The 25,986-nt window shown below is 36.8% G+C and carries 27 protein-coding genes; 3 read left to right on the plus strand and 24 right to left on the minus strand.

Features of this window, described 5'->3' with window-relative positions:
* Nucleotides 1-5: 5 nt before the first annotated feature.
* From pseB to PGC35_RS01655, 15 genes are all read right to left on the minus strand, one after another.
* Entirely contained in the window at nucleotides 6-980 is a 975-nt protein-coding gene (gene pseB / locus PGC35_RS01585; RefSeq protein WP_375217914.1) for a UDP-N-acetylglucosamine 4,6-dehydratase (inverting), read from the minus strand.
* A gap of 4 nt (nucleotides 981-984) precedes the next feature.
* Complete coding sequence (locus PGC35_RS01590; protein ID WP_375217915.1) at nucleotides 985-1,347, minus strand: DUF8042 domain-containing protein; 363 nt, start codon at nucleotides 1,345-1,347, stop codon at nucleotides 985-987.
* A gap of 119 nt (nucleotides 1,348-1,466) precedes the next feature.
* Nucleotides 1,467-2,357: a flagellin Hag gene (hag, locus tag PGC35_RS01595; protein ID WP_375217916.1), complete on the minus strand. Its 891-nt coding sequence runs from the start codon at nucleotides 2,355-2,357 to the stop codon at nucleotides 1,467-1,469.
* 135 nt (nucleotides 2,358-2,492) lie between these two features.
* Complete coding sequence (csrA, locus tag PGC35_RS01600; protein WP_375217917.1) at nucleotides 2,493-2,717, minus strand: carbon storage regulator CsrA; 225 nt, start codon at nucleotides 2,715-2,717, stop codon at nucleotides 2,493-2,495.
* Nucleotides 2,717-3,151 carry a flagellar assembly protein FliW gene (gene fliW / locus PGC35_RS01605; RefSeq protein ID WP_375217918.1) on the minus strand — a complete coding sequence of 145 codons (435 nt, stop codon included), beginning with the start codon at nucleotides 3,149-3,151 and terminating at the stop codon, nucleotides 2,717-2,719. The genes csrA and fliW overlap by 1 nt, the downstream gene beginning before the upstream one ends.
* Nucleotides 3,152-3,163: 12 nt before the next feature.
* Nucleotides 3,164-3,718, minus strand: a complete 555-nt coding sequence (locus PGC35_RS01610) for a DUF6470 family protein (RefSeq protein WP_375217919.1) — start codon at nucleotides 3,716-3,718, stop codon at nucleotides 3,164-3,166.
* 51 nt (nucleotides 3,719-3,769) lie between these two features.
* Nucleotides 3,770-4,651, minus strand: a complete 882-nt coding sequence (flgL, locus tag PGC35_RS01615; RefSeq protein WP_375217920.1) for a flagellar hook-associated protein FlgL — start codon at nucleotides 4,649-4,651, stop codon at nucleotides 3,770-3,772.
* Nucleotides 4,652-4,666: 15 nt separating this feature from the next.
* Entirely contained in the window at nucleotides 4,667-6,202 is a 1,536-nt protein-coding gene (gene flgK / locus PGC35_RS01620) for a flagellar hook-associated protein FlgK (RefSeq protein WP_375217921.1), read from the minus strand.
* A gap of 12 nt (nucleotides 6,203-6,214) precedes the next feature.
* Nucleotides 6,215-6,709: a flagellar protein FlgN gene (locus tag PGC35_RS01625; protein WP_056827671.1), complete on the minus strand. Its 495-nt coding sequence runs from the start codon at nucleotides 6,707-6,709 to the stop codon at nucleotides 6,215-6,217.
* Nucleotides 6,710-6,724: 15 nt separating this feature from the next.
* Nucleotides 6,725-6,988 carry a flagellar biosynthesis anti-sigma factor FlgM gene (gene flgM / locus PGC35_RS01630; protein WP_053590318.1) on the minus strand — a complete coding sequence of 88 codons (264 nt, stop codon included), beginning with the start codon at nucleotides 6,986-6,988 and terminating at the stop codon, nucleotides 6,725-6,727.
* Nucleotides 6,989-7,114: 126 nt separating this feature from the next.
* A complete protein-coding gene (locus tag PGC35_RS01635; protein WP_053590319.1) occupies nucleotides 7,115-7,531 on the minus strand; it encodes a TIGR03826 family flagellar region protein in 417 nt (138 codons plus the stop codon).
* 267 nt (nucleotides 7,532-7,798) lie between these two features.
* Complete coding sequence (locus PGC35_RS01640; protein WP_375217922.1) at nucleotides 7,799-8,245, minus strand: ComF family protein; 447 nt, start codon at nucleotides 8,243-8,245, stop codon at nucleotides 7,799-7,801.
* 173 nt (nucleotides 8,246-8,418) lie between these two features.
* The gene (locus tag PGC35_RS01645; RefSeq protein WP_375217923.1) at nucleotides 8,419-9,471 is read right to left on the minus strand and encodes an ATP-dependent helicase ComFA; all 1,053 of its coding nucleotides are present in this window, start codon (nucleotides 9,469-9,471) and stop codon (nucleotides 8,419-8,421) included.
* Nucleotides 9,472-9,878: 407 nt separating this feature from the next.
* Nucleotides 9,879-10,724: a DegV family protein gene (locus PGC35_RS01650; RefSeq protein ID WP_375217924.1), complete on the minus strand. Its 846-nt coding sequence runs from the start codon at nucleotides 10,722-10,724 to the stop codon at nucleotides 9,879-9,881.
* Nucleotides 10,725-10,987: 263 nt separating this feature from the next.
* Nucleotides 10,988-11,566 (minus strand): Cif family virulence factor, encoded by a 579-nt coding sequence (locus PGC35_RS01655; RefSeq protein ID WP_375217925.1) that lies wholly within the window; start codon nucleotides 11,564-11,566, stop codon nucleotides 10,988-10,990.
* Between the two features lie 130 nt (nucleotides 11,567-11,696).
* On the opposite strand from PGC35_RS01655, the gene PGC35_RS01660 reads away from it, so the two are divergent.
* Nucleotides 11,697-12,620 carry a nuclease-related domain-containing protein gene (locus PGC35_RS01660; protein WP_375217926.1) on the plus strand — a complete coding sequence of 308 codons (924 nt, stop codon included), beginning with the start codon at nucleotides 11,697-11,699 and terminating at the stop codon, nucleotides 12,618-12,620.
* A gap of 14 nt (nucleotides 12,621-12,634) precedes the next feature.
* Here PGC35_RS01660 and PGC35_RS01665 read toward each other — a convergent pair whose 3' ends face one another.
* The 4 genes from PGC35_RS01665 to PGC35_RS01680 all read right to left on the minus strand — a co-directional run bounded on the left by PGC35_RS01665 (nucleotide 12,635) and on the right by PGC35_RS01680 (nucleotide 14,946).
* Nucleotides 12,635-12,766: a hypothetical protein gene (locus tag PGC35_RS01665; protein ID WP_375217927.1), complete on the minus strand. Its 132-nt coding sequence runs from the start codon at nucleotides 12,764-12,766 to the stop codon at nucleotides 12,635-12,637.
* A gap of 111 nt (nucleotides 12,767-12,877) precedes the next feature.
* Nucleotides 12,878-13,045, minus strand: coding sequence for a hypothetical protein (locus PGC35_RS01670; protein ID WP_375217928.1), 168 nt, complete (start codon nucleotides 13,043-13,045; stop codon nucleotides 12,878-12,880).
* Nucleotides 13,046-13,093: 48 nt separating this feature from the next.
* Nucleotides 13,094-13,768, minus strand: a complete 675-nt coding sequence (locus PGC35_RS01675; protein ID WP_053590324.1) for a response regulator — start codon at nucleotides 13,766-13,768, stop codon at nucleotides 13,094-13,096.
* 32 nt (nucleotides 13,769-13,800) lie between these two features.
* Nucleotides 13,801-14,946 carry a sensor histidine kinase gene (locus tag PGC35_RS01680; protein WP_375217929.1) on the minus strand — a complete coding sequence of 382 codons (1,146 nt, stop codon included), beginning with the start codon at nucleotides 14,944-14,946 and terminating at the stop codon, nucleotides 13,801-13,803.
* Between the two features lie 140 nt (nucleotides 14,947-15,086).
* On the opposite strand from PGC35_RS01680, the gene PGC35_RS01685 reads away from it, so the two are divergent.
* Both PGC35_RS01685 and PGC35_RS01690 read left to right on the plus strand, forming a co-directional pair.
* A complete protein-coding gene (locus PGC35_RS01685) occupies nucleotides 15,087-15,722 on the plus strand; it encodes a YigZ family protein (RefSeq protein ID WP_375217930.1) in 636 nt (211 codons plus the stop codon).
* 30 nt (nucleotides 15,723-15,752) lie between these two features.
* Nucleotides 15,753-16,922 carry a CAP domain-containing protein gene (locus PGC35_RS01690; protein ID WP_375217931.1) on the plus strand — a complete coding sequence of 390 codons (1,170 nt, stop codon included), beginning with the start codon at nucleotides 15,753-15,755 and terminating at the stop codon, nucleotides 16,920-16,922.
* A gap of 249 nt (nucleotides 16,923-17,171) precedes the next feature.
* Here the strand turns inward: PGC35_RS01690 and PGC35_RS01695 are convergent, their stop codons facing one another.
* The 5 genes from PGC35_RS01695 to PGC35_RS01715 all read right to left on the minus strand — a co-directional run bounded on the left by PGC35_RS01695 (nucleotide 17,172) and on the right by PGC35_RS01715 (nucleotide 25,978).
* On the minus strand, nucleotides 17,172-18,707 hold the full coding sequence (locus PGC35_RS01695) for a SpoIID/LytB domain-containing protein (protein WP_375217932.1): 1,536 nt from the start codon (nucleotides 18,705-18,707) through the stop codon (nucleotides 17,172-17,174).
* Between the two features lies 1 nt (nucleotide 18,708).
* A complete protein-coding gene (locus tag PGC35_RS01700) occupies nucleotides 18,709-19,407 on the minus strand; it encodes an SH3 domain-containing protein (RefSeq protein WP_375217933.1) in 699 nt (232 codons plus the stop codon).
* 17 nt (nucleotides 19,408-19,424) lie between these two features.
* Nucleotides 19,425-22,220, minus strand: a complete 2,796-nt coding sequence (locus tag PGC35_RS01705; RefSeq protein WP_375217934.1) for an N-acetylmuramoyl-L-alanine amidase — start codon at nucleotides 22,218-22,220, stop codon at nucleotides 19,425-19,427.
* A 1,410-nt stretch (nucleotides 22,221-23,630) separates the two neighbouring features.
* Nucleotides 23,631-24,677 carry an LCP family protein gene (locus PGC35_RS01710; protein WP_275784663.1) on the minus strand — a complete coding sequence of 349 codons (1,047 nt, stop codon included), beginning with the start codon at nucleotides 24,675-24,677 and terminating at the stop codon, nucleotides 23,631-23,633.
* An 83-nt stretch (nucleotides 24,678-24,760) separates the two neighbouring features.
* Nucleotides 24,761-25,978 (minus strand): glycosyltransferase family 4 protein, encoded by a 1,218-nt coding sequence (locus PGC35_RS01715; RefSeq protein ID WP_375217935.1) that lies wholly within the window; start codon nucleotides 25,976-25,978, stop codon nucleotides 24,761-24,763.
* Nucleotides 25,979-25,986: the final 8 nt, after the last annotated feature.

Below are 25,986 nucleotides of genomic sequence, written 5' to 3' on the forward strand. Positions count from 1 at the left end.
ACACCTCAGTCTATAGAAACAATTACTTTCTTTAATTCTTCAATAGATAGCCATTTACCATTTTGTTCACTAGAATAAATAAATCCTTCAGGTACAGTTTGACCATTCAATATATTTGACTGCCACCATTTAAACTCTGGTGCGATAACATAATAATCATCGTATTCAACCGTATGTCTAGCGTCGTCTTGCGTAATCATCACTTCATGCAACTTTTCCCCTGGTCTAATACCAACAATCTCAATTTCACATTCAGGCCCAATTGCTTTTGCTAAATCAATAATAGACATGCTCGGTATTTTAGGGACAAAGATTTCTCCACCATACATTCTATCTAAACTGTCTAGAACAAACTGGACTCCTTTGTCGAGCGTAATCCAAAAGCGAGTCATTCGCTCGTCCGTTACTGGAAGTACACCAGTCTCTTTCTTTTTCTGAAAGAAAGGAACTACACTTCCCCTACTTCCTACTACGTTTCCATAACGAACAACGGAAAACTTTGTTCTTTTTTCCCCTACATATGAATTAGCTGCTATAAATAATTTATCCGAAGCAAGTTTAGTAGCACCATATAGATTAATTGGTGCTGCAGCTTTATCCGTACTTAAAGCAATAACACGATCAACCCCACGATCAATCGCTGCTTCTATAATATTTTGTGCACCATATATATTTGTTTTAATCGCTTCAAAGGGATTGTATTCACATGCTTCTACATGCTTCATAGCAGCAGCGTGTATCACAATATCCACACCATCAAAAGCTCTTAGTAGTCGTTCTTTATCTCGAACATCACCGATAAAATAACGCAGTCTTTTATCAGTAAATTCCTGAGCCATTTCATATTGTTTTAATTCATCTCTACTAAAAACAATTACTTTTTTTACATTTGTTTCCAGTATTTTTCGGATGAATTTCTTTCCAAAAGAACCGGTTCCACCTGTTACTAGCACTGATTTATCATCTATTGAAAATTGCATTCAATCATCCCTTACTTACATTAATCTTTTCAAACTTCCAATTTTCAGCATCTTCGAAAATCGGACTAATTTCATATTCAAATAAGTCTGCTACAAAAACATAATCTTGGCGTGATAATGCTTCATTAATTTCATTTAAATGTTCTGCTGCGACTTGGGTTGCACTTTTTATCACATAGTTATTTTCTTTCATTGCTTCTTCTACTTGAAGTAACCAAGATAACCCTTCTACTAAATCAATAATAGAAGTTGTTGCTAGAGTAATATTTCCCAATCTTAAGTTATTACTTATATTAAATGATCCTCTACTTATTTGGCTTATATACTCGTAATATGAATTTTGTGTTTCTTCAATTATATTTGTCATTTTCATATCTCCATATTAAAAATTTGTCATTACTCTTTTTATCGACAGATTTTTTAATATATCAATAGAAACTAAAAAAAACCGAACTCCAATAAATGGAATCCGGTTTTTTAAAAAAATTATTGTAATAATTGAAGAACACCTTGTGGTTGTTGGTTAGCTTGAGCAAGCATAGATTGTGCAGCTTGAGTCAAGATATTATTTTTAGTGAACGCCATCATTTCTTTAGCCATATCTACGTCACGGATACGTGATTCAGCAGCAGTTAAGTTTTCTGATGAAGTTCCAAGGTTATTAATTGTGTGCTCTAAACGGTTTTGCATAGCTCCTAGTTTAGAACGTTCAGCTGAAACCGTATCAATTGCAGTTTGGATTGTTGTGATAGCAGTATTAGCAGAAGCTTGACCTGAGATACTAATAGCTTTTGATGTGGTTGCTTGAGTTAAAGTATTACCAGATTTGGTCACTGCGCTGTTACCTGCTGCAGTTCCAGAAGCAACACCAAGTGATACTGCATCCATTGCACCGATATTCAATGTAACAGATTGGCTAGTGTTAGCACCAATATGGAACGTCATTGAAGTACCACTAAATGAACCGTCAGCTAATTTTTTTGTATTAAATTCTGTATTATTCGCAATACGCGTTACTTCTGAAGCTAATTGATTCATTTCTTTTTGTAATTCTTCACGATCTTTATCTGTATTAGTATCATTTGAAGATTGAACAGCTAATTCACGCATACGTTGAAGGATTGAATGAGTTTCGTTAAGAGCACCCTCAGCAGTTTGAATTAAAGAAATTGAATCTTGAGCATTTTTAGAAGCCATATCTAAACCGCGGATTTGTCCACGCATTTTTTCAGAAATAGCAAGACCAGCAGCGTCGTCTCCAGCGCGGTTGATTTTGAAACCTGATGATAATTTTTCTAAGTTTTTAGCAGATGAACCTTGGTTAGCAGTTAAGTTTCTGTGTGTGTTAAGAGCAGAAATATTGTGTTGAATTCTCATTGTGAGATTCCTCCTTGAATTTTGTTTTTTTAGTTCCACGTCCTTGTGGAATTCGTTTGGCAATATAAGGTCGGCCGCCCCATTTTTGCCTTACACTAGTATTATCGTACAAGGCAAAGATAGTTTAATAGTATTTTAAAGATTTTTTTTAGAAATTTGTTCTATTAGTGATTTAGATACATTTAATGCTTCTTTGTTTTGCTGCTGGATGCTTTCGTAAACTTCTGTACGATATACTTTTACGCTTTTCGGGGCTATTATTCCAAGTTTTACTTGGTCGCCATCTACACTTAGTATTTTAAGCTCTATTTGATCGCCAATCATGATAGATTCATCTTTTTTACGAGAGAGAACGAGCATTACATGTTGCCCCCTTCGATCTGGAATCTTAATGGATATGCATTTGCATCCTGCAATACTAGTTGTTTAGCAATTTTTTGCTTGTGGTTAATTAGTAAAGGTGCCTGTAGATTTAATGTTGAACTGCTGAAAGGTTCCTTTAAGGTCACAATTGAATATGTTATTAAGTCTTCTGATGAGTCTATTTGGAGTTCTTCTCTATCTTCTTCTGTCAGATCAAATGCATAGTCTTTCTTAAATACAAACGGAAGTGCTATTACAAATCCGATCTCTTGTTGTTTTATAGATTGTAATATAGCGAAAGGAGAATCTTTTTCTAAAGGTAAAATGACAAATTCTTTGTTGTCTTCAAAACCAGGCAATCCATTTTGAAATTGGATAATTTCTGTTTCTTCGATTGTAACTTGTCCGAGAAATTTTGTTTCAATGTTCATAGTTAGCTCCTTTTAAACAATAAAGTCTATTTCTATCGATGGGTTTTGTAGCATATATCCGGATACACTCCCTGGTGTATATTCGTGGATTGGTTTATTTACTTGTGCACTAATTGTTGGTTTTTGTGTCTGTACATTAATGTCTAACTTTGCAGGTATGTAATCCAATTTTACGGATCCAATAGAAGGGATGAAGTCTATCCCTAAGTTTGATGGAGTAGGGAATGTGTTTTTCTTTGCAATTGATGCGACAGCATTTGAATTATGAGCTAAATCCATCATTTGCCTACCTTCAGTTACGCGCCTTGCAATTCCTTGCATAACTTTTTGACGACCTTCTGAGGCATAATTTTTCGTAGATTCTAATGGACCAATCATTCCAATATCTCTTCTAGCCTGAGAAGAATCTATTTTCATAACTCCTCTAGTTGTATGCATTTCCACGATTGCTGCCGGTTGTTCGATATGCTGGGTTGCTTTTGGTTGCCGGATTATTTGCTTTGGGTCTTCCGTATTTAGTCCTAGTTTAGCATCTATTGTTCGAATTTGTAATTGGGGGAAGTTCATTTATGTCACCTCTAAAGAAAGCGCTTGAACAAGTTGTCCAAACGCTTTTTATTATCTTATAAAATCTACTAAAGTTGCTTGAATAATCTTGGCACCAACTGAAAGGGCTGCTTGGTGAATAGATTCTTGCGTTACCATTTCTGTAATGACTTTTTCATAGTCAATATCTTCGTTGTTTGATAGTTGTTTAGTTACAATGACTTCCTGTGCTCCAAGTCTGTTCTCCATCATTTCTACACGGTTTTGGCGTGCACCGATGTCGGCACGAGCAGCTAAAACAGCTTTTTCGTTATCACTTTTCAATGTTAAATATTGGTCGAAATCCTTACCGGTCTTATTCGGGTCTTTTAAATCCGCCTCTAATCCGGTAATCATCGTATCAATATTTTGAAAAATATCGAGTCCTTTTGTGTTTACAGATATTTCTACGCCATCATAAACTTCTATGTTAACGTCTTTATTTACACCTGGTGCGGTCGTTAAAAATTGGTTTCCATCATGCAAAGGTGAGTTAGTATTTGTTCCAGAGAAGATGTATTTATCTCCGACTTTTGTATTTGCCATATCACGCATTTGCTCTTTAATTTGTGTAATTTCTTTTTCAATTTTTGTTCGGTCATCTGGTGTTAAAGTATCAGTTGAAGCTTGCGTAACAAGTTCCTGTACGCGATGAAGTGCGATACCTACTTTATCAAGGGCATCATCTGAGCTGTCTAACCAGTTGTTAACTTCACCTAGGTTACGTTGATATTGCTCAACTTTGTTTAAATCCGTACGATAACCAATTCCTTTAATTGCTACTACTGGATCTTGTGAAGGACGTGTTATTTTCTTACCTGAGTTGATTTGTTCTTGTAGTTTCGCCATTTTGTTATAACTACCAGATAGGTTACGTAGCATATTATTTGAAAGCATTGATTGTGTTACGCGCATGTGATTGACCTCCTATTATAGTCCTACTCGGCCCATGCCGTTAATGATTTTGTCTAGTGTTTCATCAATTACCGTAATCATTCTTGCAGATGCATTGTATGCCTGTTGGAATGTAATCATATTCGTCATTTCTTCGTCTAACGAAACTGAACTGACGGAAGAACGGTTATTTTCTACAGTTAACTTAATAGTAGCTGAATTATAAGCAAGTCTTGCTGCTTGCTCGCCGTCTACACCAAGTTGTCCAATCATCGATTGATAGAAGGATTGAACAGTTGCTCCATCTAAATTTCCAGTACTGTTTGTTCCATCCAGTATCTTGGATTTCATATTCGCTAATTCAATTGCCCACTTCCCATTTCCTTCTTCACCCTGTGCACTAGACGCAGCTATTAGATTGGGATTATCAATTATATCTTTGCTTACGGCAACATCTGATGCACCCGTACCAGTAAAAAAGATTCCCCCGTTTGTACTAGGCGTTTCCATCGTGTAGCCTTTGGAATGAATATCATTGAATTCTTTCATAAATGCATCAGCCATTTGATCTAACTTTTTCAGCATTTCAGGATAATAACCTTCTGCATTAGTAGGATCCGCCCCATGCCCATATGAGTTTATCAAAGATAACATTTTTCCTTTGTTCAATTCCATGTCATCATATAATATTGGGCCACCCACTACTGCACCACTTCCCGATACAGTAAAACCATTAAATGGTTCAAAATTAGCATTATTGGACATTCCATTTGGAGTAAGCTTTCCTGCATCTTTTCCATTAATAATCTCTATGCTGCCTGATTGTGTCTTTATAGATACTTTTACAGATCCTTCCGCAATAGCTAATGAATTCCCACCTGATTTTGTATATTCAATCTCAATAGGAAAGTATTGCGATAATTCATCAAGCAACTTATCACGAGCATCATATAAATCATTTGGCATATATCCATTTGGTTCAATAGCCTGTATTTGTTCATTCATAGAAGCTATTTGTTTTAAAATAGAGTTTACATCATCTGTGGACGTAAGTATTTCATTTTTAAGATTTCCTTGAATATCCGAAAGTTGCTTATGGATATAGTTGAAGGATTCCGCTACACCAATACCTCGCTGCACAACTACTTTACGTGCTGCTGCATTCTCGGGATTTGTGCTTAGGTCCTGAAGCGATTTCCAAAATTGATCTAACGATGTATTTAATCCGAATTCAGAAGGCTCCGCCATGATGTCTTCCATTTGAGAGATAGCTGTCGAGCGTGATTCCCAATAGCCTAGTTTAGTAGTTTCTTGGCGATATTGACGATCTATGAATTGATCACGAATTCGTTGGACAGATTGTGCTTGTACGCCTGTTCCTAGATGGCCTGGGATTTTTGGTGCGTTTAGGCCTGTCCCTGGATAGCCTAAAGTAGCTTCCATGTTGACACGTTGGCGTGAGTATCCGAGTGTGTTAGCGTTGGAAATGTTATGTCCAGTCGTGTATAGTGCGGATTGCTGTGTGTAAAGTCCGCGTTTACTTGTTTCTAGTCCCATAAATGTAGAGCCCATGGGTTCGCCTCCTTAAGCCTGTGAATCGAAGTATGTTTTGTCTTTTGAGGGACCACGTACTTCAGATTTCGAATAGTTTATTTGATCTGGTTTTGGGCGTAGCATATCCAATGTTAAATTAACAAATTGAAGTGATTGAAGTGTAAGTTTCTGGTTTAGGTCGTTTTGGTATTTTAGAGTCTCTAGCGTAAGAAGTAGTTTGTTTCTCGCTGCTCCTAATTGCTCTTTTTCTTCGTTAGTGTTGGTATTTTCTAAGACATGTGCAACAGTTGGGTTGTCAATCGGAGCAATTCCTTTTGCTCGAAGGTAATCCGTTACCTCTAATTGGCGCTGTTGTTCAAGCTGAGAAATGCCTGCTACGTGTGCCTGCTCGTCCTTGAGCAGTTGGTTTAGACTGTCCATGTCCCCAGTTTTAATTGCTTCTGTTTTTTTATATGCAATTTCTAGTAAACTTTTATGTAGCATTTCAAGTTTCGTTAGAGCTTGCAATATCTTTTCAATGGACATTCCTATTGTCTCCTTTTAGATACGGTAATAATTGAGGATGTTTGATGCAAGTTGTTTTGCATCTACTTTATATGTCCCAGCATCTATTTGCGCTTTTATTGCTTGAACGCGTTCAGCCTGTTCTACCTCTACTGGAGATTTAGTTTGCATGCTTTTCGCTACAGAAGAAATTTCTAATTGATCCGTAGATGCTTTGGAAGCATTTTGTACTTTTTCAGTTTGTTGTTGATTGCGTTTATATGGGTTTACTTGATTTAAACCAATGTTTGATATTTTCATATCTGTGTCCTCCCCTTTTCATTTACGAAGTATATATACCTTATTTCGGTTAGAACAGGGATGTTTTTAGAGTCTTTTGTACGAAATAGCTTAACACCTATAGTTTAGGTATTAATAACTAATACCTTATTTCCTTTTGCCATCCATATGATAGGTACCATTGTCTTGATTGGCAACTTTCTCTCGAAATTCTTTTGCTGCATCAAATTGACGGAGTCCTGATTTAAGTTCTTCCGTACAGCTTTTGCATAGTTTTCCTTGGTTCGTAATTCTACCACAATTGTCACATGGATACCCAAGGTTTGGGAACATCGCTGGTTGCAAGCGATTTTTACGTACCCATTTGTGTAGGAGTGCTTCTTCTACGCCAGTTGCCTCTACTATTCTTTCAATTGTTGCGGCACGGTTTTCACGCTTGCGCAAGAAGCGGTAAACTACCTCATATTGTTTTTCTTCATTCATTGCACAGTTGTTACATACTTCTCTAATTCCTGTATAGTTAAAAAATTCTCCGCAAGTTGGACAATTTTTAAGTTCTCCCATGATGGATTCCCTCCAAGTTCAATTTTTACAAATTAGACAGTTTAACTTCCTTATTTGATTACTGTCTAGTCTTCAGGCGCCAGCCGCTCGAGGTCAAATGCCGTTTTGCTCCTGCGCAAAGCTCGTCGCAGAAAATCATTTCTGCGGTGGCTGAAGAACTGCCTCCTCGTAAATCGACATTTGCTCCTGCGCAAGCTCGTCGCACCAAAGGCGTGTGCTTGTCGCAGCTAAACAGGCGCCTTTCGCTTTTCTTTTTATATCGGCAGATTATCCCTTTATTAAAGTAATTGCTTCTACTCTATCTGCACCGGCTTTCTTCAAAACCTTAGCTGCATGATGCATCGTAGTACCGGTTGTGTAAATATCATCGAATAAAATATAGGTTTTCGCTTCTACCTTGCCAGTTACTTCGAAAAGGGGACTTGCCTCCAGTCTTTCCTTTTTTGATTTCTTTCCTTGTTCAGCTGTTTCAGTTTTAGCAAGTAGGTGCTGAAATGGAAGCCCTGCACTAATTAATAGTTCGTCCACTTGGGCGAAGGTTCTTGTTAGTAGCTTATCTGGATGCATGGGGATTGGTACTACAATTCCTTCCCTTTTCTCGAATAAAAGACGAATCTCTTCAGCAAAAACATTGGCTAATGCAACATCTTGTAAAAATTTATACTGGTGCAAATAGCTTTTCATTGCTTCGGTGTATGAATAAAGAGCTGTCACTGAATTTAGTGCTCCCTCGTAGGGAGTACCTTCAAAATCAGAAAGGTCGAATCGGGCATCGGCTTTTTCAAATTTACTTAAACATCTTTTACAAGAAGTGGCTTCTATTTCATATAGAATCAACTTGCTCCATGTAGGGGGTGATTGAAAAATGCTTCCACATAGTAAACAATTTATGCTTCATTCCACCTTTCGATTGACTCTTTTGCTTTGTCCATTTCATGTGTAATTCCGTGATGGAAAAAGACAATGTCACCATTAGGATATTGAGAAGAACGACCGACTCTTCCACTTATTTGGATAAGTGCACTAGAAGTAAAGATTTGTTGCTCCGCTCCAACTACTGCTACATGTACATTTTCTATTGTTATGCCTCTTTCTAAAATAGTAGTTGTTAATAGTCCGGGTATTTTCTTTTCTCTAAGTTGCATAACAATCTCTTTTCGATCAGGATGTTCTGCATGAACTCTTGGTAAATCTCCTGGGAAATTTTCGAGTATTTCAATTGTTGGTAGGAAGACAAGAAATGGAGTATTATTCTTTGTTTTTTCTTCAATCCATTGTTGCAATTTAGTTGGAACTTTCCCCTTTTTCAATTGTCTTGCGTAGCCCCAGAGTCCGCTGAACCTTGGAACAGGTAAATTATGACCATGATATCTTTTCGAAAGAATGGATTGGTTGGTAGTTTTCAATAATTTGGTAGGAGTGGCTGTTACATAATGAATGGCTGCTTTCCTTTTTGCCGCTTTTGTGACTGCTTGCCTCAGCGTTTCATCAGCGTAATACGGAAAGGCATCTGCTTCATCTACAAACACAACATCGAATGCATCTTCAAAACGGTAAAGTTGATGTGTAGTTGCGAGTATTAAATCGGCAAAGCCTTCTTGGTTTGGGGCTCCACCATATAATGCGTGGATCGTTGTTTTAGGGAAGACTTTTTGAAAACGTGGGAATAATTCTAATATCACATCTGTACGAGGTGCTGCGACGCATACTCGTTTTCCTTCTTGTAAACTAGCAAATATAGATGGAAATAGTAGTTCTGTTTTACCTGCTCCGCAAACTGCATGTAATAAGTGGGATTGGTTTTGACGGACACTTACCAGGAGCTCTTCACTTGCCTTTTGTTGAAGGAATGTAAGTTGTCCGTTCCAGTCAAACTCATGCTCGTTCGCGCCGCGTGCCTGCTCTATACTCCACAGGAGTAACTCAGAACAACTACTCACCCGCCCCATCCGAATACAATGGCGGCAATAGATGCATTTTTTATTACAACGAGCACATTGAAATGTGTGAAATAAGTATTGATTTGAGTTGTGGCATCTATTACATACAAAATTCTTTAATTGCCAAAACAAAAATTTGCTTTGGTTCATGTCGATGCCTGGTTTGAGGTGGATGTGGCCACTGTCGATGTGGGCATCGATGGCTTCGCTTGGAAATGTGGTGTGTTCGCGAAGCCATATGCGTCCAGTGAGAAATTGTTGTAATTGTTCGTTCATGGGCATCTTCCTAACTTTTTGGGCTAGTCAAATATCAAATGCGCCTTGGCGTATTTGCGCCAAGATTTTGAATGAAGCTAGCTTCATTAACTCCTTAGCAAAATCTGTGGCATCCGCCTGGGGCTGTAAACTTATTTAAGTTTACACCATCCTAGACCCATCGAGCCCTCACCAAGGTGAGTACCAATTACAGGTCCAAAGTAGCTGATTATAAATTGAACGTTGGGAAGAAGTGCTTCTAACTCGTTTTTCCAAGTGATGGCTTCTTGTTCGTTGTTTGCGTGGATGATAGTTGCTTGCAGTTTTGCATATTTGTTTGCGTCCTCTTGAAGCATGTCTGCAATACGTTTCATCGCTTTTTTGCGTGTGCGGACTTTTTCATAAGGCACGATGACTTTGTTTTCAAAGTGAAGGATTGGCTTCACTTGAAGAACAGAGCCTATGACACGTTCGAAACCGTTTAAGCGACCACCTCGATGAAGATGGTCGAGGTTGTCCACCATGAAATACGCACGGGTTGTTTCTTTCATTACATTAAGTTCTTTTAGAATTTCATCGGGATGGACACCTACTTGCGCCATTGCAGCAGCACGAAGAACATAAAAACCTTGGACCATGCATGAAATTTCTGAGTCAAATGTGTACACTTCAATTTCTTCAACCATTTCACCAGCTTGCTTTGCTCCTGCAAGCGTACCGCTGATACCGCTCGATAGATGGATGGAAATAACTGCGTCGTATTCTTTCGAAAGTTCTTCAAAGGTTTTGACAAAATCTCCAAGTGCTGGTTGCGACGTTTTGGGAAGCGCACGCTCGTTTCGGATTTTATCATAAAACTCTATTGTATTAATGTCTATTTCTTCTCGATATGTTTCATTTCCGAAGACCACGCTAAGTGGAACCATGCGAATGTTGAGTTTATCGCGAATTTCTTTTGGGATATAGGCTGTGCTGTCCGTTACTACTACCGTTTTCATGTAAAAAATCACACTCCTATTCTTTAGTGTACTGAATGTCAAGGGTAAAAGAAAGCACAAAAATACCCTCGACATGATATTTGTCATATATCTAGTCAAGGGATTAATTATTTTTTGATAGGTCTAAGCCTTACTTTTTGAAAACGTTTGACAGTCGAGGCGCGCAAGCAAGAGGCGTAAGCGAATAGAACTTAAGGTTCATGAGCTTACAACGAGTGCAAGCAACGAAGAATGCGAGCGTTTCTCAAAAGTATGAGGGTGTATTATTCAGATGATTCGCCTATAAAATAGACGCTTGTGACAAGCCATTTGCCATCTTCTTTTGCGAAAACTGTTACTTGACGACCATCACGATCAAGCTTTGCTCCAGTACTTGGTTGTGATAGTGCGATGTTAATGTTCGCAAATACTTGTGCTTGGGATTTATCGTATTTAATGATTGTCGTGTTTTCAGCTTTTCGAATCGTATCATACTCCGTGAATGTTTCTTGTACTACTGTTTTTTCATCTGCATAGTTAAAACCTTCTGGATTTTTGGAAATGGTATTCATGTAGCGGTTAATATCTTCTACATTAAATGCTTCCATGTATTCATTGAATGCTTCGAGGATAGCGGTTTTTTCTTCTTCTGGGACATTTGTCGCTTCTTCTATATTTCCTCCAGCCATTTCAAAACCAACTTTTTCTGCTGCTTTATCTTTTGCACCGTGATCCGTTACCGATTGTGCATCCGTTGGCGCATTATTCGCAGAGCCACTATTTGTTGCTTCTTCCTCATTGCTATTGCATGCAGCTAGCGTGAACACGGTTGCTGCGAGTATAAGTGCGTGCATAAATTTCATCTAGTTCTCTCCTCCTGCTGAGGTTATTTTGTCATATCTAGGACGAAAACTCAATTAATTAGTTCCGTGAGAGATAGGTAGAAAATTATGGTAATGGTATGTATAGTATAGGTACATAGGAGGTGGTTCTTTGGAAAGACATTTAGCATTGTTGAAAAGATTGCGTGTTGATAGTGGAATGAAGGAATTTATTCGTAATGAAATTAGGAAAAAAGAAGCTGGAATCAGAGGTGAGGAACGACTCTTAAGGAAGCTTAAGGAGTTGAGATTACCTGGCCCATTTCGAATATTTTCTGATGTGGGATTGCATATAGATGATTGGAGGGTGCAAATCGATTGTATTGTTGTGACGGACAGTTGCTGTATCGTGATAGAGTCTAAAAATATGAGTGGAAATTTAAATTTTGATATAGACACTGAGGAATTTTATAGAATAGAAGAAGAGAGTATTGAAAAATCTTTTCCGAATCCATATTATCAATTAATGCGTAATATTCGTTTTATGAAAGAATTCTTAAACAAGTCGTTCCCTGAACTTAAAGTATCTGGAGCCATCGTCATGACATCAAAATCATGTCGAATTCGAAATAAGCCATCCCATTATCCTATATTTAAATTAGAAAGCATTATCGAAAAAATCATACACTTGAATAATAATTCCCCTTCCCTTCTGTTAGATCATCATTTGGATATCATCGAAAAACTAATTCAAAAGAAACAATCCGCTTTTGTGTATTCACCCCTCTGCGAGCATTATCATATTTCTCCAAACGACATAATTCTAGGAGTTGAGTGTCCCAATTGTGGTGTTATTGGAATGGAGCGTATTTCTACAACCTGGACATGTTTAGCTTGTAATAAAAATAATCGATATGCCCACATTTCCGCAGTAGAGGAATATTTTTGGCTAATCAAGAAAGAAATTACTAATAAAGATTTTCGCAAATTTTGTGGAGTTAAATCTATTCACTCTGCATCTCGGATGCTTAACAGTATGAATTTGCAGGCATGTGGATTAGGTCCTGCAAGATATTTTAAACGGAAAGAAAGTTGATGAGTGATTAATTATTATTGCGCTACATTAGTTGCGTTACTCGCTATATAGCCGTGATTAGTCGCAACATCTACTTGTTTTCTCGCTTCATTTTGATGCATTCGCGCAATATCTGTATTTAAGGCTACAATGGTTGGATTACTCACTATATAACCTTAATTCTTCGCAACATCTACTTGCTTTCTCGCTTCATTTTGATGCATTCGCGCAATATTATTGTATAGTGCAACATTGTTTGGATTACTCACTATATAACCTTAATTAGTCGCAACATCTACTTGCTTTCTCGCTATATTTTGGTCCATATGCGCAATATTTTGTTTATATGCAACATTAGCAACGTAACTCGCAATATATCCACTGTTAGTCGCAACATTTATTAGCTTACTCGCTACATTCCCATGAATAGGAGCAATATTTTTCACGCAAACAAAAAACCTCTCACTGATTCGCGAGAGGTTTCCCATTTTTTATTATCGTACTTCGACCCAACCGTTTTTGATGCCGGTTACTACGGCTTGGGTACGGTCGTTTACGTTCATTTTTTGTAGAATGCTGGATACATGGTTTTTTACGGTTTTTTCAGAGATGAAAAGTGTTTCACCAATTGTTCGGTTACTTTGTCCATCTGTTAACAGTTGTAGCACTTCGCATTCACGTTTCGTAAGTAAGTGGAATGGACGGCGAATTTCTGTTTGATGGAAGTTTCCTTTATTTTCACGTTCGCTTAGGCGACGGAATTCGGCAACTAGATTGCGAGTTACTTTCGGATGTAAGTATGAACCGCCTTGTGCTACTACTTTGATAGCAGAGACAATTGCGTTAGCATCCATTTCTTTTAGCATGTAACCAAGAGCACCAGTTTTAAGCGCATGCGTTACATAAGATTCGTCGTCATGGATAGATAGCATGATAACTTTAGCTTCCGGATATTTTTCAAGTAATTCAGCAGTTGCATCAACGCCATTTTTAGTTGGCATATTAATATCCATTAATACAACGTCTGGAATATGTTGTTCATATAAACGAAGAACGTCGCTACCGTCATCTCCTTCTGCAATTACGTCAAAAGAATCTTCAAAATCTAAAATACGCTTTACGCCTTCTCTAAAAAGTTGGTGGTCATCTATTATTATAATTTTTGTCATCGTCATTTCCTCCTATAAAAACACTGTAGTTATTATTCCTCATTTATCGGAATACTAAACAAAATGGTTGCTCCCTTTCCTGGAGATGATATTATTTTCATCGTTCCATCGAGTAAATCCACTCGCTCTCGCATACCAATTAATCCAAATGATTTTTCTTTTGCTTCATTTGGATCGAAGCCTTTTCCATTATCTTTGACGATAATATTTATTTTTTGTTTCAACCATTCTACTTTTACCCAAGCCTCTTTAAACTTTCCGTGCTTAATACCGTTAGTTAAGGACTCTTGGATTAGTCGGAAAATGGCTACTTCAAAATTTGGTTGGAGACGTTGTTCTTCTCCATATGATTGAAAATGTATCATACACGTTGGATTGTATTCTTGAATTGTTGATATATACTTTTTAAGCGTAGGAACCAATCCTAAATCATCTAGTGCCATTGGGCGAAGATCATAAATTATTCGACGAACTTCTGAAAGTGCATTTCGAACCATATCTTTCAGTTCATTGATCTCTTTCATCGCTTCGTCTCCGCCACGCTGCTGATATGTAAGATTAATTAAATCTGTTCTAAGTAACACATTCGCAAGCATTTGGGCTGGACCGTCGTGTATTTCACGAGAAAGTCTTTTGCGCTCTTCCTCTTGTGCTTCGATAATTTTCAGGGTGAAATCTTGTTTGATTTTTGCGTTTTCAAGTGCAACTCCCACATCTTTTAAGTCAGAAGTTAAATAATTCATTACTATATTTACTTGATTGACTAGTTGATCCGCACGTTCGATCATTTCCAGTAAGCCCTGTAATCTGCGTTCTAATTCATCTCTTCTAAGACGAAGTTGTCTTTCCTCTGTTCTTTTTATCAGTAGGTTAATTTGAATCTCATTGGCAGTTTCATAAGCATTCCGAATTTGAGGTTCGTCGTACGTTTCAAAGTTTTTAGATACTTCTGCTAGGCGATTTCTAGCTAAACGTGATTTCATTTCTAGTAAATCCCCTTCAATAATAACGGTTTCAATGTTACCTCGAATTATTTCTAATTCAACTTTCATTTCTTCGAAGCTTTGACGACTCTGTTCGCTTATAATGAATATATCCTTTTTTGAATGATCCATTACTTCTACCATTCGATCGAAAATAACATCTAACGATTTTGTATCAAAATTCTTATTCGTCATCTGTTTTTCTCCTTTGTTTTTTGCAAATGAGTCTTCATTCATTACGGGTGACAAACCCTATTATAGCACTAAGTGACTAAAAATAAATTAAAATTAGTTTACAACTATATTTCAAATTACTCAAGGAGGACCCAAAAAACATGAGAAATGATTATCATACAGTCAAAGGCTATGGGGAAAGTGAGATTATCATCCAAAAATCACGCTTCCTTACTTATGTGAATCGAGCTGAGACTGAGGAGGAAGCGCAAGATTTTATTAATTCTATCAAAGTAAAGCATAAAGATGCTACTCATAACTGTTCTGCTTATATTATTGGGGAACACGATCACATCCAAAAAGCCAATGATGATGGGGAACCTAGTGGAACTGCAGGGGTGCCAATGCTCGAAGTGTTAAAGAAGCAAGGAATTAAGGATACTGTTGTAGTTGTTACTCGGTATTTCGGTGGTATTAAACTAGGTGGCGGTGGTCTTATTCGAGCATATGGAAAAGCTACTACAGAGGGAGTTACAGCAGCAAAAGTGGTAGAGCGCAAGCTACATCATCTGATAAAAGTATCAATTGACTACAATTGGTTAGGTAAAGTCGAAAATGAAGTGCGAAATTCTGAATATCCTCTAAAAGATATTAACTATGCAGAGTCTGTAGAAGTCCATGTGTATGTAAAAGCAGAGGATGAATCCAATTTCTCTGATTGGATGACTGAAATGACAAATGGACAATGTAAAATAGAAATTGTCGAAAAAGAATTTTTGGAATTTGAAGTAAATTGATTTATACTTTTTACTAAGGGCGGTGGAAATATGAAGAAATTGATTTTTTTACTAATATTCTTAATTAGTTTAAGTATAGCTCCAATCTCTACTAATGCGGCAAATTGTCCAGGGGTTGTGTATTGGGACGGTGTCGAGCTAAAAGTTGGTCAAATAGGCAGAGTCATCATTCAAAAACCTACTACTATTTATAAAAATAATAATGGAGTTTTCGAAGCTTCACAAAAAGTAAAAAAGGGAGAAGTTTTTCGAATTTATGCAAATAAAGGCTCTTATTATCACCTAGGTGCTGGCCTAGTTATCAAAAACGATGCCACTATTTTGTATCAAACACCATCAAAAGAAAAATTGAGATTACTTAATTGCAAGCAAACTACTCCTACTTCTATGGTCATTGGTGACAGTATTTCTTCTGTAACTTCCAAATTAGGAGGCGCAAAGAAAGCGATAACCAATGAATTTGATGCATCAACGTCTATTTATCACAAAAACTATAATAACTTCTATGCTATTAGTTATTTAAACAATAAAATAGCTTCACTTTATACAAAAGACAAAAACTATCAATTTAATGGTATTTCAATAGCTAGTACTGTTAGTCAACTAGAAAGCAAATTAGGAAAAGCATACGAAACAACTGGTAACACCTATCCAATTGAAATTATTACATATGATTTTCCTAAATATGAAGCCAATTTTTTTATTGATGTGCATAATGACAATAAGATCTCTGCAATCTACTTAATAGATCGCCAGTTAATAAAGCGAAACGCAAATCTCTATCCAAAAAAATCTAGTACACTAGAAAAAAGTTATGAGACACTCTTATACGAAATAACGAATGCTGAAAGAAAGGCAAAAGGCGTTTCAATACTACAATATTCTACCGATATTTCGAATGTTGCTCGTGGCCACAGTGTCGATATGGGTAAACATGATTATTTTAACCATGATAACTTAAATGGGGAATCGCCTTTTGACAGGCTAGCAAATGGTGGAATTCTGTTTAGAAATGCAGGAGAAAATATTGCAATGGGATACACGAACCCATACTTTGCCCATGAAGCATTTATGAATTCATTAGGTCATCGTAAAAATATCGTCAGTACTAACTATACGCAACATGGCGTAGGCGTGTTTTTTGCAGAGTGGACGTACGGATCGATACCTTACTATACGGAAAATTTTATAAAACCTTGAGTAAGAAGCTGTCTCTTTTGGAGGCAGCTTTTTTGTTTGTCGCTTTCAGGTGATGATTGGTCGCTTTCGACGATGCGTTTGTCGCTTTCCATGCATTGTTTGTCGCTTACACTTGTTGATTGGTCTCGTTCAGCCATTTAGTGTTATTTTGTTGCATTTAATTCCAGGTCATGAACAGAACTAATATTAAGCCTCGGGTCAGAGTTTATCCATATAAAAAGGTGACCAATCTATTGGTCACCTGATTACTTAGTATTTTTCTATTGTTACGCCTTGATAATAGTGTTTTAGGATACGATCGTATGTCCAGCCTGCTTCTGCACGGGCTTTCGCACCATATTGGCTCATGCCGATTCGGTGGCCGTAGCCTTTTCCGTTTACAGTAACAGATTGGATTCCAGAACTTGTCGCTGTTGTAGAGACAATTCCTTCATTTGTTTGAACCCCTACTGGACCACTTGAAATCGTTTCTGTTCCTGTTGCAGTTTGTACAGACATACCGTTTAACGATGTTACTGCTGAAGAACCGTTAGCTCCTTGCACAGCAATATCAGTAACTCCGGTTGGTTTAGTAAATGAAATATCAAACCAATTGGATTTTAAAGATGCATTATTTGCATCTAAAAATACGTTACGCATTACTGTTTCATTACCTTCAATTGTTTTTTCACCAGCGGAAGTCACAGCAGTCACAGCGGAAACTTCTCCGTTGGATCCTGTTTTAGCAAGCTTCACATCTAGTAATTGATCAGTAGAAGGATTAAATCCAAATTTCTTAAGAATATTCGATGCTGGTATACTTACAGACCAATTACTATATGGAGATTTTTCAATAGAATCATCTACAGATACAAAGTGCGGTACTTGTGTTGAATTCCATACTTCACCGATATTCGCTGTTCTACCACCGCTTGTAGAGTAAAAATATGCCTGTACTAGTTTACCACCTGATTTAATTACCAATCCGTTAGTTGCTTCTACAGCAGCATTTGTATTTTTATGCTCAGAGGTATATCCTTTGTACATTTGGTCTTTCGTTGTACTACTTAAAATACCAGACTTACTTAATGAGTAACTTCTCGCTGCTACTGATTGAGCTTTTAGGGCTTCGATATGCCATAATGCGGGCGATTCATTTGGAATAACACCTTTTAAATAATTCTCTAAATCAAGCCTATTTGCAATTTGTACATTTGCACCTGATTTAACAACATTAAAACTACCACGGTATTGTGTACCATTAGGCGTCTTACCAAGTGGTTGATTTACGACAGATCCTACAGTTGCATTAGTCGAAGGAATCCAGGAAGAAACGCCTTGATCATCTCTAATAGAGTACCATAGCTCTCCTTTTGCATTTGTAAATTCGTTTACTACATATGCACCTTGGAAGGGTTTATACGCTTTTACTACTTCATAATCTGCAGTAGCACCTTTTCTACCTTCTACATCGGCTGTAAACACAACCATCTTTTCATTGCCCGATAAAGCATGTAAAGCAAATCCATTCACTGAATACATAGCTGATCCAACTTGATAAATGGAAACTTCCCCATTTACTTGAGAAAAAGTAATAGGTGTATTAGGTAGAGCGTAAAACATTTCGTTCGTTGTTAAATTTTGTAGTTTATAAATTCCTGTCAAATTGAGCGAAGTGGAAGATGCATTATGCACTTCTACACGCACTTGCTTAGAATAGCTTTCTTGTGTATACGCGAATGCCGTATTAGATGTAGCTAATGTAAGTAAAGCGATAGATAAAACGGTCAATCCTTTTTTGAACATCTTACTTCACCTCAGTTAGCGTACTTAGCACCCAACCTTTTGTACCTTTTGCGGTTTGCACATTGTACCAAGTTTCACCAGAAGCATTTTTGAAAGAGCCTAAATATTTTAATGACGTACCTTTTGCAACTAGTTCAATAGATGCGTAATTTGTAGTTGCACCTTTTCTTACATTCACAGCTTGTTTAGTTATTACATTTGTGGGTATATAATCAGTAGGCTTTGTTGTTGAAACGTCGCCTGAGAATACCCAGCCTTTTACAGTAGCTGAAATTTCAACACGATACCATACTCCAGAAGCAGATTTATGTTGGTCAATAACTGTTAATCCTTTATTTGCCCCAAAAGTAGCCAAAACTTTATAGTCACGACTTGCTCCGCTATGCACTTTTACACTATTAGTAGTTGTATAGACTACTGATGGTAAATCACCAGGTACTGTAGGAGTAGTCGGTGGTGTCACTACGCCTCCACCTTCTGCAACCGCTTTTTGTAATTGTTCGATTAAAACTTTTTGTTCTGCAACTTGTTTTTCAAGTGATGTTACTTTTGTTTGTATTGGATTTAACTGTGCTTGTACCCATTCAACTGAAGCTAACAATAAGTTAGAGTCCGCTTTTGTTGATGTTGGAATATTGATGGAGATTAGTAAGCTTAAACCAAGTACTGCACCAATAGTTGCTAAAAATTTCTTTTTCATTTTGACCTTCCTCTCAATTACTGATTAAAATAGTTTTCTAATCCTTTACGAATTCCGATTGCCGCATTTTTTTGAAACTTAGCTGTTTTTAATTGTGCTTCTTCAGTTGGATTAGAGATAAATGCTAACTCTACTAAAACGGAAGGTAACTCATTCATACGATTTACATAGAAGGATTGTTGTTTTACGCCTCTATTATATGTTCCGATAGCTTTTACAAGATCGGTTTGAACACTTTTTGCAAGTGTATAACTTTTTGGTCCATTAAAATTTACTGAAGCGTTGTAATATGTCGTTGTTCCTTTAGAAGTAGAAGCAAAGGAGTCTGCATGAATACTAATAAAAGCATCATAATCTGATTTATTAGCAATATCAGTACGTTGTTTCAACTCTAGGAAAACATCCGTACTTCTTGTGAGTACTACTTCAGCACCTGCAGCCTCTAATTCAGCTTTTAAAGCTTTTGCTGTTGCCAATGTAACATCTTTTTCTTTTGTCTTATTCGGACCTACAGCACCAGAATCTTTAGCGCCGTGTCCAGCGTCTAAAATAATTTTCTTCCCAGCTAGTCCTTTAGGAACTACTTTAATCGTTAGTTCTTTATCGTAGTCACGGATTGTGTAAGTATAATTAGGGTTAAAAGTTATTGTTAATACGGATGTACCGCCAGAAACTTTTTCTACTTTCATACTGTCTACGCCAGTAACCTTTGATTTTATCTCATTAATTTGTGATAGATTACCAGATACCTTTAAAACATTTTTAGATGGAATTGAATAAGAAATATTAAATTTAGATGGTTTGGACCATACAAGATAGTTTTGACCATTACGTACTTCTGTTCGTCCATTTGTTAAAGAAATTGGAGATGCATCTGATAATACCGACGCTTGAATCCAACCACGTTTTTGATTTTGTGTTTCAATATTTACCCAGCCATTTAATGTGCGTAATACGCGAACAGGTGAGCTTAAATAAATAGTATCAACTTTTTTTGCAGTAGCACTTGCACCATTATAAACTGTAGATGTTTTAGTGCCGTATTTTGTAGGGATGTTTACATTTACTTCAAAATCTGGGATCCATCCTACTTGTCCACTTGCTGTACTTATCTGAAGCCAAACAGTGCCATCAGTCACTTTCTGACTTAGGATTGTGAAGGATGTATTTTTGGCTAATCCTACGATGACTTTAGAATTGAAAGTGCTATCTGCATAAACTAGGGCATTATAACGCTGAATTACCCCACTATCTCCATAATCCGGTACATCAACAGATGAGTCTTCTAAAGTAATAACAGATTGATGTAACCATGCATCACCACTAGTAGTACTTACTTTAAACCACTTTTCACCTGCAGTATCCACAGCATATTCCGGTGAAAGGAATGAGTCATTCATTTTTGATTGTGTAACAACTTCAAAGTTTAATCCTGGGCCTGAACGCATATTTGCAACCGCAACGGAGACTTTTAAATGCGTGTCTTCTATTACATGTTCATTTCCATCCACTGGTGGAGTTTCATCTTCTCCTGGAGTTGATGAAACACTTTCAAATGCAGATGCTGGAATCCATCCTTTTTTACCTGCTGCATATGTTACTTGATACCATTTTTCTTTTGCTGCATTTGTAAACTCTTGATGTATAGGTAATTTAGTTCCTACATTTATCGTAGCAACTGTTTTATAGCTATTTGTAGCACCAGAATGTACAGTAGATTTTCTAAGAACTGTTTTGTTTGCAATAGATGTATCTTCAAAAGCAGATGAGCTGATCCAACCTTTTTTCCCTGGAGCATAAGTTACCTGCATCCATTTTTCCTTGTAAGCATTTGTGAACTCTTCGTGGATCACTAGTGTCGTTCCTGGTTTCGCAGTAGAGACAACCGTATAATTTTTTGTTGCTCCTTTATGAATTGTCGTTTGATTAACAACTTTCTTCGAAGTAGCAGATTGTCCCGCAGTTGCTTTCAAAGCAAATAAATCAGATATTACCCAACCTTTTTTACCTTTATATTCTACATTGAACCAAACTTCTTTATTCGCATTGGTGAATGCATTAAGTATCTTCAATGAAGTGCCTGCCGGAATAGTTTCTACTACTTTATAAGATGTAGTTGCACCACTTCTCATATTAGAAGCACTTTTCCCAATAACTTGACTTGTTCCTACATAACTAGTTCCATTAGTGATTGAACTACTTTTAACTGCGGTCGTTGGAGCTTGTCCAGCTGCAGTATTCAACGAAAATAAATCGGACTTCACCCAACCTTTTTTACCTTCAAATTCAACATTGAACCAAACTTCCTTTTGAGCATTCGTGAAAGAATCTAATACTTCTAATGAAGTTCCTGTTGGAATCGTAGCAACTACTTTATAAGAAGTTGTGGCACCGCTTCTCATTTCCGAAGCACTATTTCCAATAACTTGAGTTGTTCCTACAAAGTCCGACTCAGTAGTTGTTGTGCTATCTTTTACAGTAGTCGATTCTAATTGTAAATAGTCACTAATAATCCAACCTTCTGTAGAATTAAAAGAAACTTTGTACCAAATCTCGCCTTTACTATTATTTTCAGTTGCAAGAATGGAAACAATTTGGTCAGTATTTACTTTCGTAATACTATTAAACTCGGTTCCCGCTCCAATTCTAATATTGACATTATCTTCGGTAAGTTTTGCTTTTTTCCCGATAAGTTGATTAGATGCGACAATTTCATTCGAAGCAGCATATGTGGAGAGTGGAGTGCTCACGAGAACATTCATTGGCAAAAGGACAGAAGTTGCTAAAACAGAAGATGCAATTACTTTTTTCATTTGTTCCTCCTTGAAACGTGTATTTCTTCCATTTTAATAGACAAAATTAGATAAAACAATCCAACGAATGTAATTAAAACCATTGTAACAAGACTGTAATATAACTTTAGGTAATAAAAATTACCTAAATTATGGTTGTTTAAGACCTATTTGCTAAAAAATAATAAAAAATTGGCGAATAATGTCATGTTCATAAAGAAGAGTAAAGTGGCATAAACAAAGCCCACAGAAAGGTTTTTCAACTTTCTTATAAATAAGTTCCTTCTCAAAACAACTTGGTGTTTTTGAAGAGGGTTTGGTAGTATACACTAATATTCTATCTGCTATTTTTGGATTCTATTTAGAACGGATAAGATTACACTTATCCAACAGAAGGATTTCATTTTTATTACACGACGTATCGTATGATGTATAAACATGGCGTCCTACAAGTGGTAGTCGATGCGTTTTAGAAGAGGTACAATGATCGGCTAAAAGCACCCATAATTGCCCCAATCCAGTAACTGATTTTCCCTTTATTTATTAAGGATGGATTTTGATTGGAAGCAATAGCGATGCGCCTTCCAAGTGGTGCCGAAGCGATAAGACTGGCAGTGCTCTTCTGCTTGGCTTATCGCGGGAGGCATCCACATTGCGCCGAAGTGAAGAAGTAGGAGTTACTTACATAAGTCGCTTTAATAGACGAAGTTATTGTGTTTAAAATGTTATTCTGTTGTTCATATATAATTGGTTGCTTTAAGCACACAATTGATTACCCTAATCCAACATCATGTTTCTCTTTTTATAATAAAGAATTGCTTTTGATAGGTAGCAACAGCGAGGCGCCTTCCAAGTGGTAGCCGAAGTGATAAGACTGGCAGTGCTCTTCTGCCTGGCTTATCGCTGGAGGCATCCACATAGCGCCGAAGCGTTTTAATAGCAGTACCAGTTCTAATGGTTGCTTAATTGATTCCTATAAACAAGCAATTGATTGCCCTTATCCCACATCATGTTCTCTTTTTATAATAAAGAATTGCTTTTGATAGGTAGCAACAGCGAGGCGCCTTCCAAGTGGTAGCCGAAGCGATAAGACTGGCAGTGCTCTTCTGCCCGGCTTATCGCCGAAGGCATCCACATTGCGCCGAAGCGTTTTAGTAGAAGTACCAGCTCTTATGGTTGCTTTCATTTATAAGTGGTTGCTTTCATTTATAAGTGGTTGCTTTCATTTATAAGTGGTCGCTTTAATCATACAATTGATTGCCCTTTTCTAACATTTTTATTATTTATAATTGCTTTTGATAGGTAGCAACAGCGAGCTACGTCTTCCAAGTGGTAGTCGAAGCATGTTAGTAGGAACTTCATGTTTAGCAAATATTAATAAAACATATTATTCTACAACAAAAAAACGAGTGGTCATTACGACCACTCGTTTCATTTGCCTATTGATAAATCATTTACTTGCGTTGTTTTATTATTTGTTTCACTTGATGCATTTTGTCCGAAGTCATCTAAATTAAGTTTGAGTTGATTTTTTACCTCTTCCAGAGAGTCTTCTCTTGGAATGAAATAATAATACCCACTACTTGTATCGTTATCGCCTTCTATTTGTAACTGCTCAATTGGAGAAGACTTAATCTTTTGATACATTTTAATTAGACCGAAGTATTCAGAAGTTGGAATGTTCGTCTTTACATTGTTTCCGACATCACCGATCATGTCGTCAATTTTTGTAATATTACTTATGCTTGTGCCTTTGTTAATGATCTCTTCGATGACCTGTTTCTGACGAAGATTACGTCCCATATCACCTTGAGGATCTTTTTTACGCATACGCACATAAGCAAGTGCTTCATTTCCATTTAAATACATTGGACCTTCTGTGTACGTCTTCCATTTTAAACTACCTGTAAGCTGAGCCTTAAATGTAAATGGAACCTCTACATCTACTCCCCCTACAGTATCAACGATGTCTTCAAACCCCTGGAAGTCGGTTGAAACATAATAATCAATAGGAATATCAAGCAATTCTTCTACTGTATTAACAGTATAGTTTATACCACCATTCGCATACGAATGATTTATTTTATCTTTGTAGCCGAGATCCGGGATATAAACTTTCATATCTCGAGGAAGGCTTACCATAGATATTTTTTCAGTCTTTGGATTGATGGTTGCCACGATGAGTACATCTGCTCGACCATATTTTGCTTCTTCTTGATTTTCAATCCCTGCTAATAAAATTGTAAACGCGGAGTCTTCAGCTTTCGCATTTTCAAATTTCTTTGTTGTATCATCTTTTGCTTCTTTTTCACTATCAAGAGGTTCATACATTTTAGAGGTTGCATTTTTTGTCTCAAGAGATAAATTAATAGCAAAAACGATGACAGACGACAACAATAGCATACAAACGGTTAATACTGTATATAAAACTTTTCTTTTGGTCTTTGATTTACGTTTTGTTCGACGTGAAGTAGCCATTTTCTTTCCCTACTTTACTTATAAAATATAATCTAACCAATTATACATAAATTTCATCGTCATGTATATTGAAAAGACTATTACTATTTAGTAAGGTTGTGCAAAAGATCTTTGACAATAGATGACCAGCTATATTCATTAATTGCTAGTTTCCGACCATTCTCCTGCATTTCCCTTCTTTCTTCTTCTTTTAATTCGACAAACTCAAACATAGTAGTAGCAATAGAATCGACGTTTTCAGGCATTGCAACTAAACCAATACCATTTTTAGATACAATTTCTGCACTTTCCCCTTTACCACAATACAGAACAGGTACACCTGAAGAAGCCGCTGGGAAAATTTTAGACGGGCGAGCACCTTCAAATAACTCTAAATCCCGTAATGGAACTATACTAACGTCTGTAACAGAAAATAGTTTTGGCATTTCTTTTAAAGGAAGATGTCCTAAAAATGTCATATTCAAAAGACCAAGTTCTTCTATAAGCTGATGTAGTTTTTCTTCCTCAGGTCCAGCACCTGCAATTAAGAAATGTACGTCTGGAGCAATATCCTGCATTTTTTTAGCAGCATATAAAATAAACTCCAAACCTTGTGCATATCCTAAGTTTCCACCATAAGAAAATACAAATTTATCTTGTAAATTAAATTTTTCAACATATTCCGCATTTCTTTCTGCAGGTTGAAAGAAGTTTGTATTCACGCCATTTGGCAATACAAAAACTTTGTCCGCAGGCTGCGAATGATTCATAATATACGATCTAATACCATCAGTTGCTGTTGCTATTTTCCAGGAATGTTTATAAAGGAAGGATTCTAAAATCTCCGCAAGTTTGATAAAAAACTTGTTTTTAACGAGTCCTAGCTTCACTGCTGATTCTGGCCAAACATCTGCCACATTAAATACAAACTTCGCACCTTTTAGTTTCGCACTCAATAAACCAGTCAATCCTAAAAAGATGGGAGGAGAGTTTACTATGATGACATCTACTTTTCCAGCTTTCATTAAACCGTAAAATGAGCTAAATGTAAATGAAAAATAAGAAACTAAGCGCTTCCAAAATGTTCCCTTTTTAGATGGATAAATCCATGTGCGATGCACTGGAATACCGTCCCATTTTTCAAATTCATATTTTTTTCCCTTATATTCATCCGGAATTATACCGTGTGGATGATGAGGAAAAGCAGTCACTACTTGGATATCATGCCCTTGAGCTAGCAGTTCTTTACTTACCTCATATACACGGATTTGCGGAGCACCTGTTTCAGGTGGAAAGTGTTGACACAAATATACAATACGCATAGCTATCA

Source organism: Psychrobacillus sp. PGGUH221 (assembly GCF_042055255.1).
Taxonomy (GTDB): Bacteria; Bacillota; Bacilli; order Bacillales_A; family Planococcaceae; genus Psychrobacillus.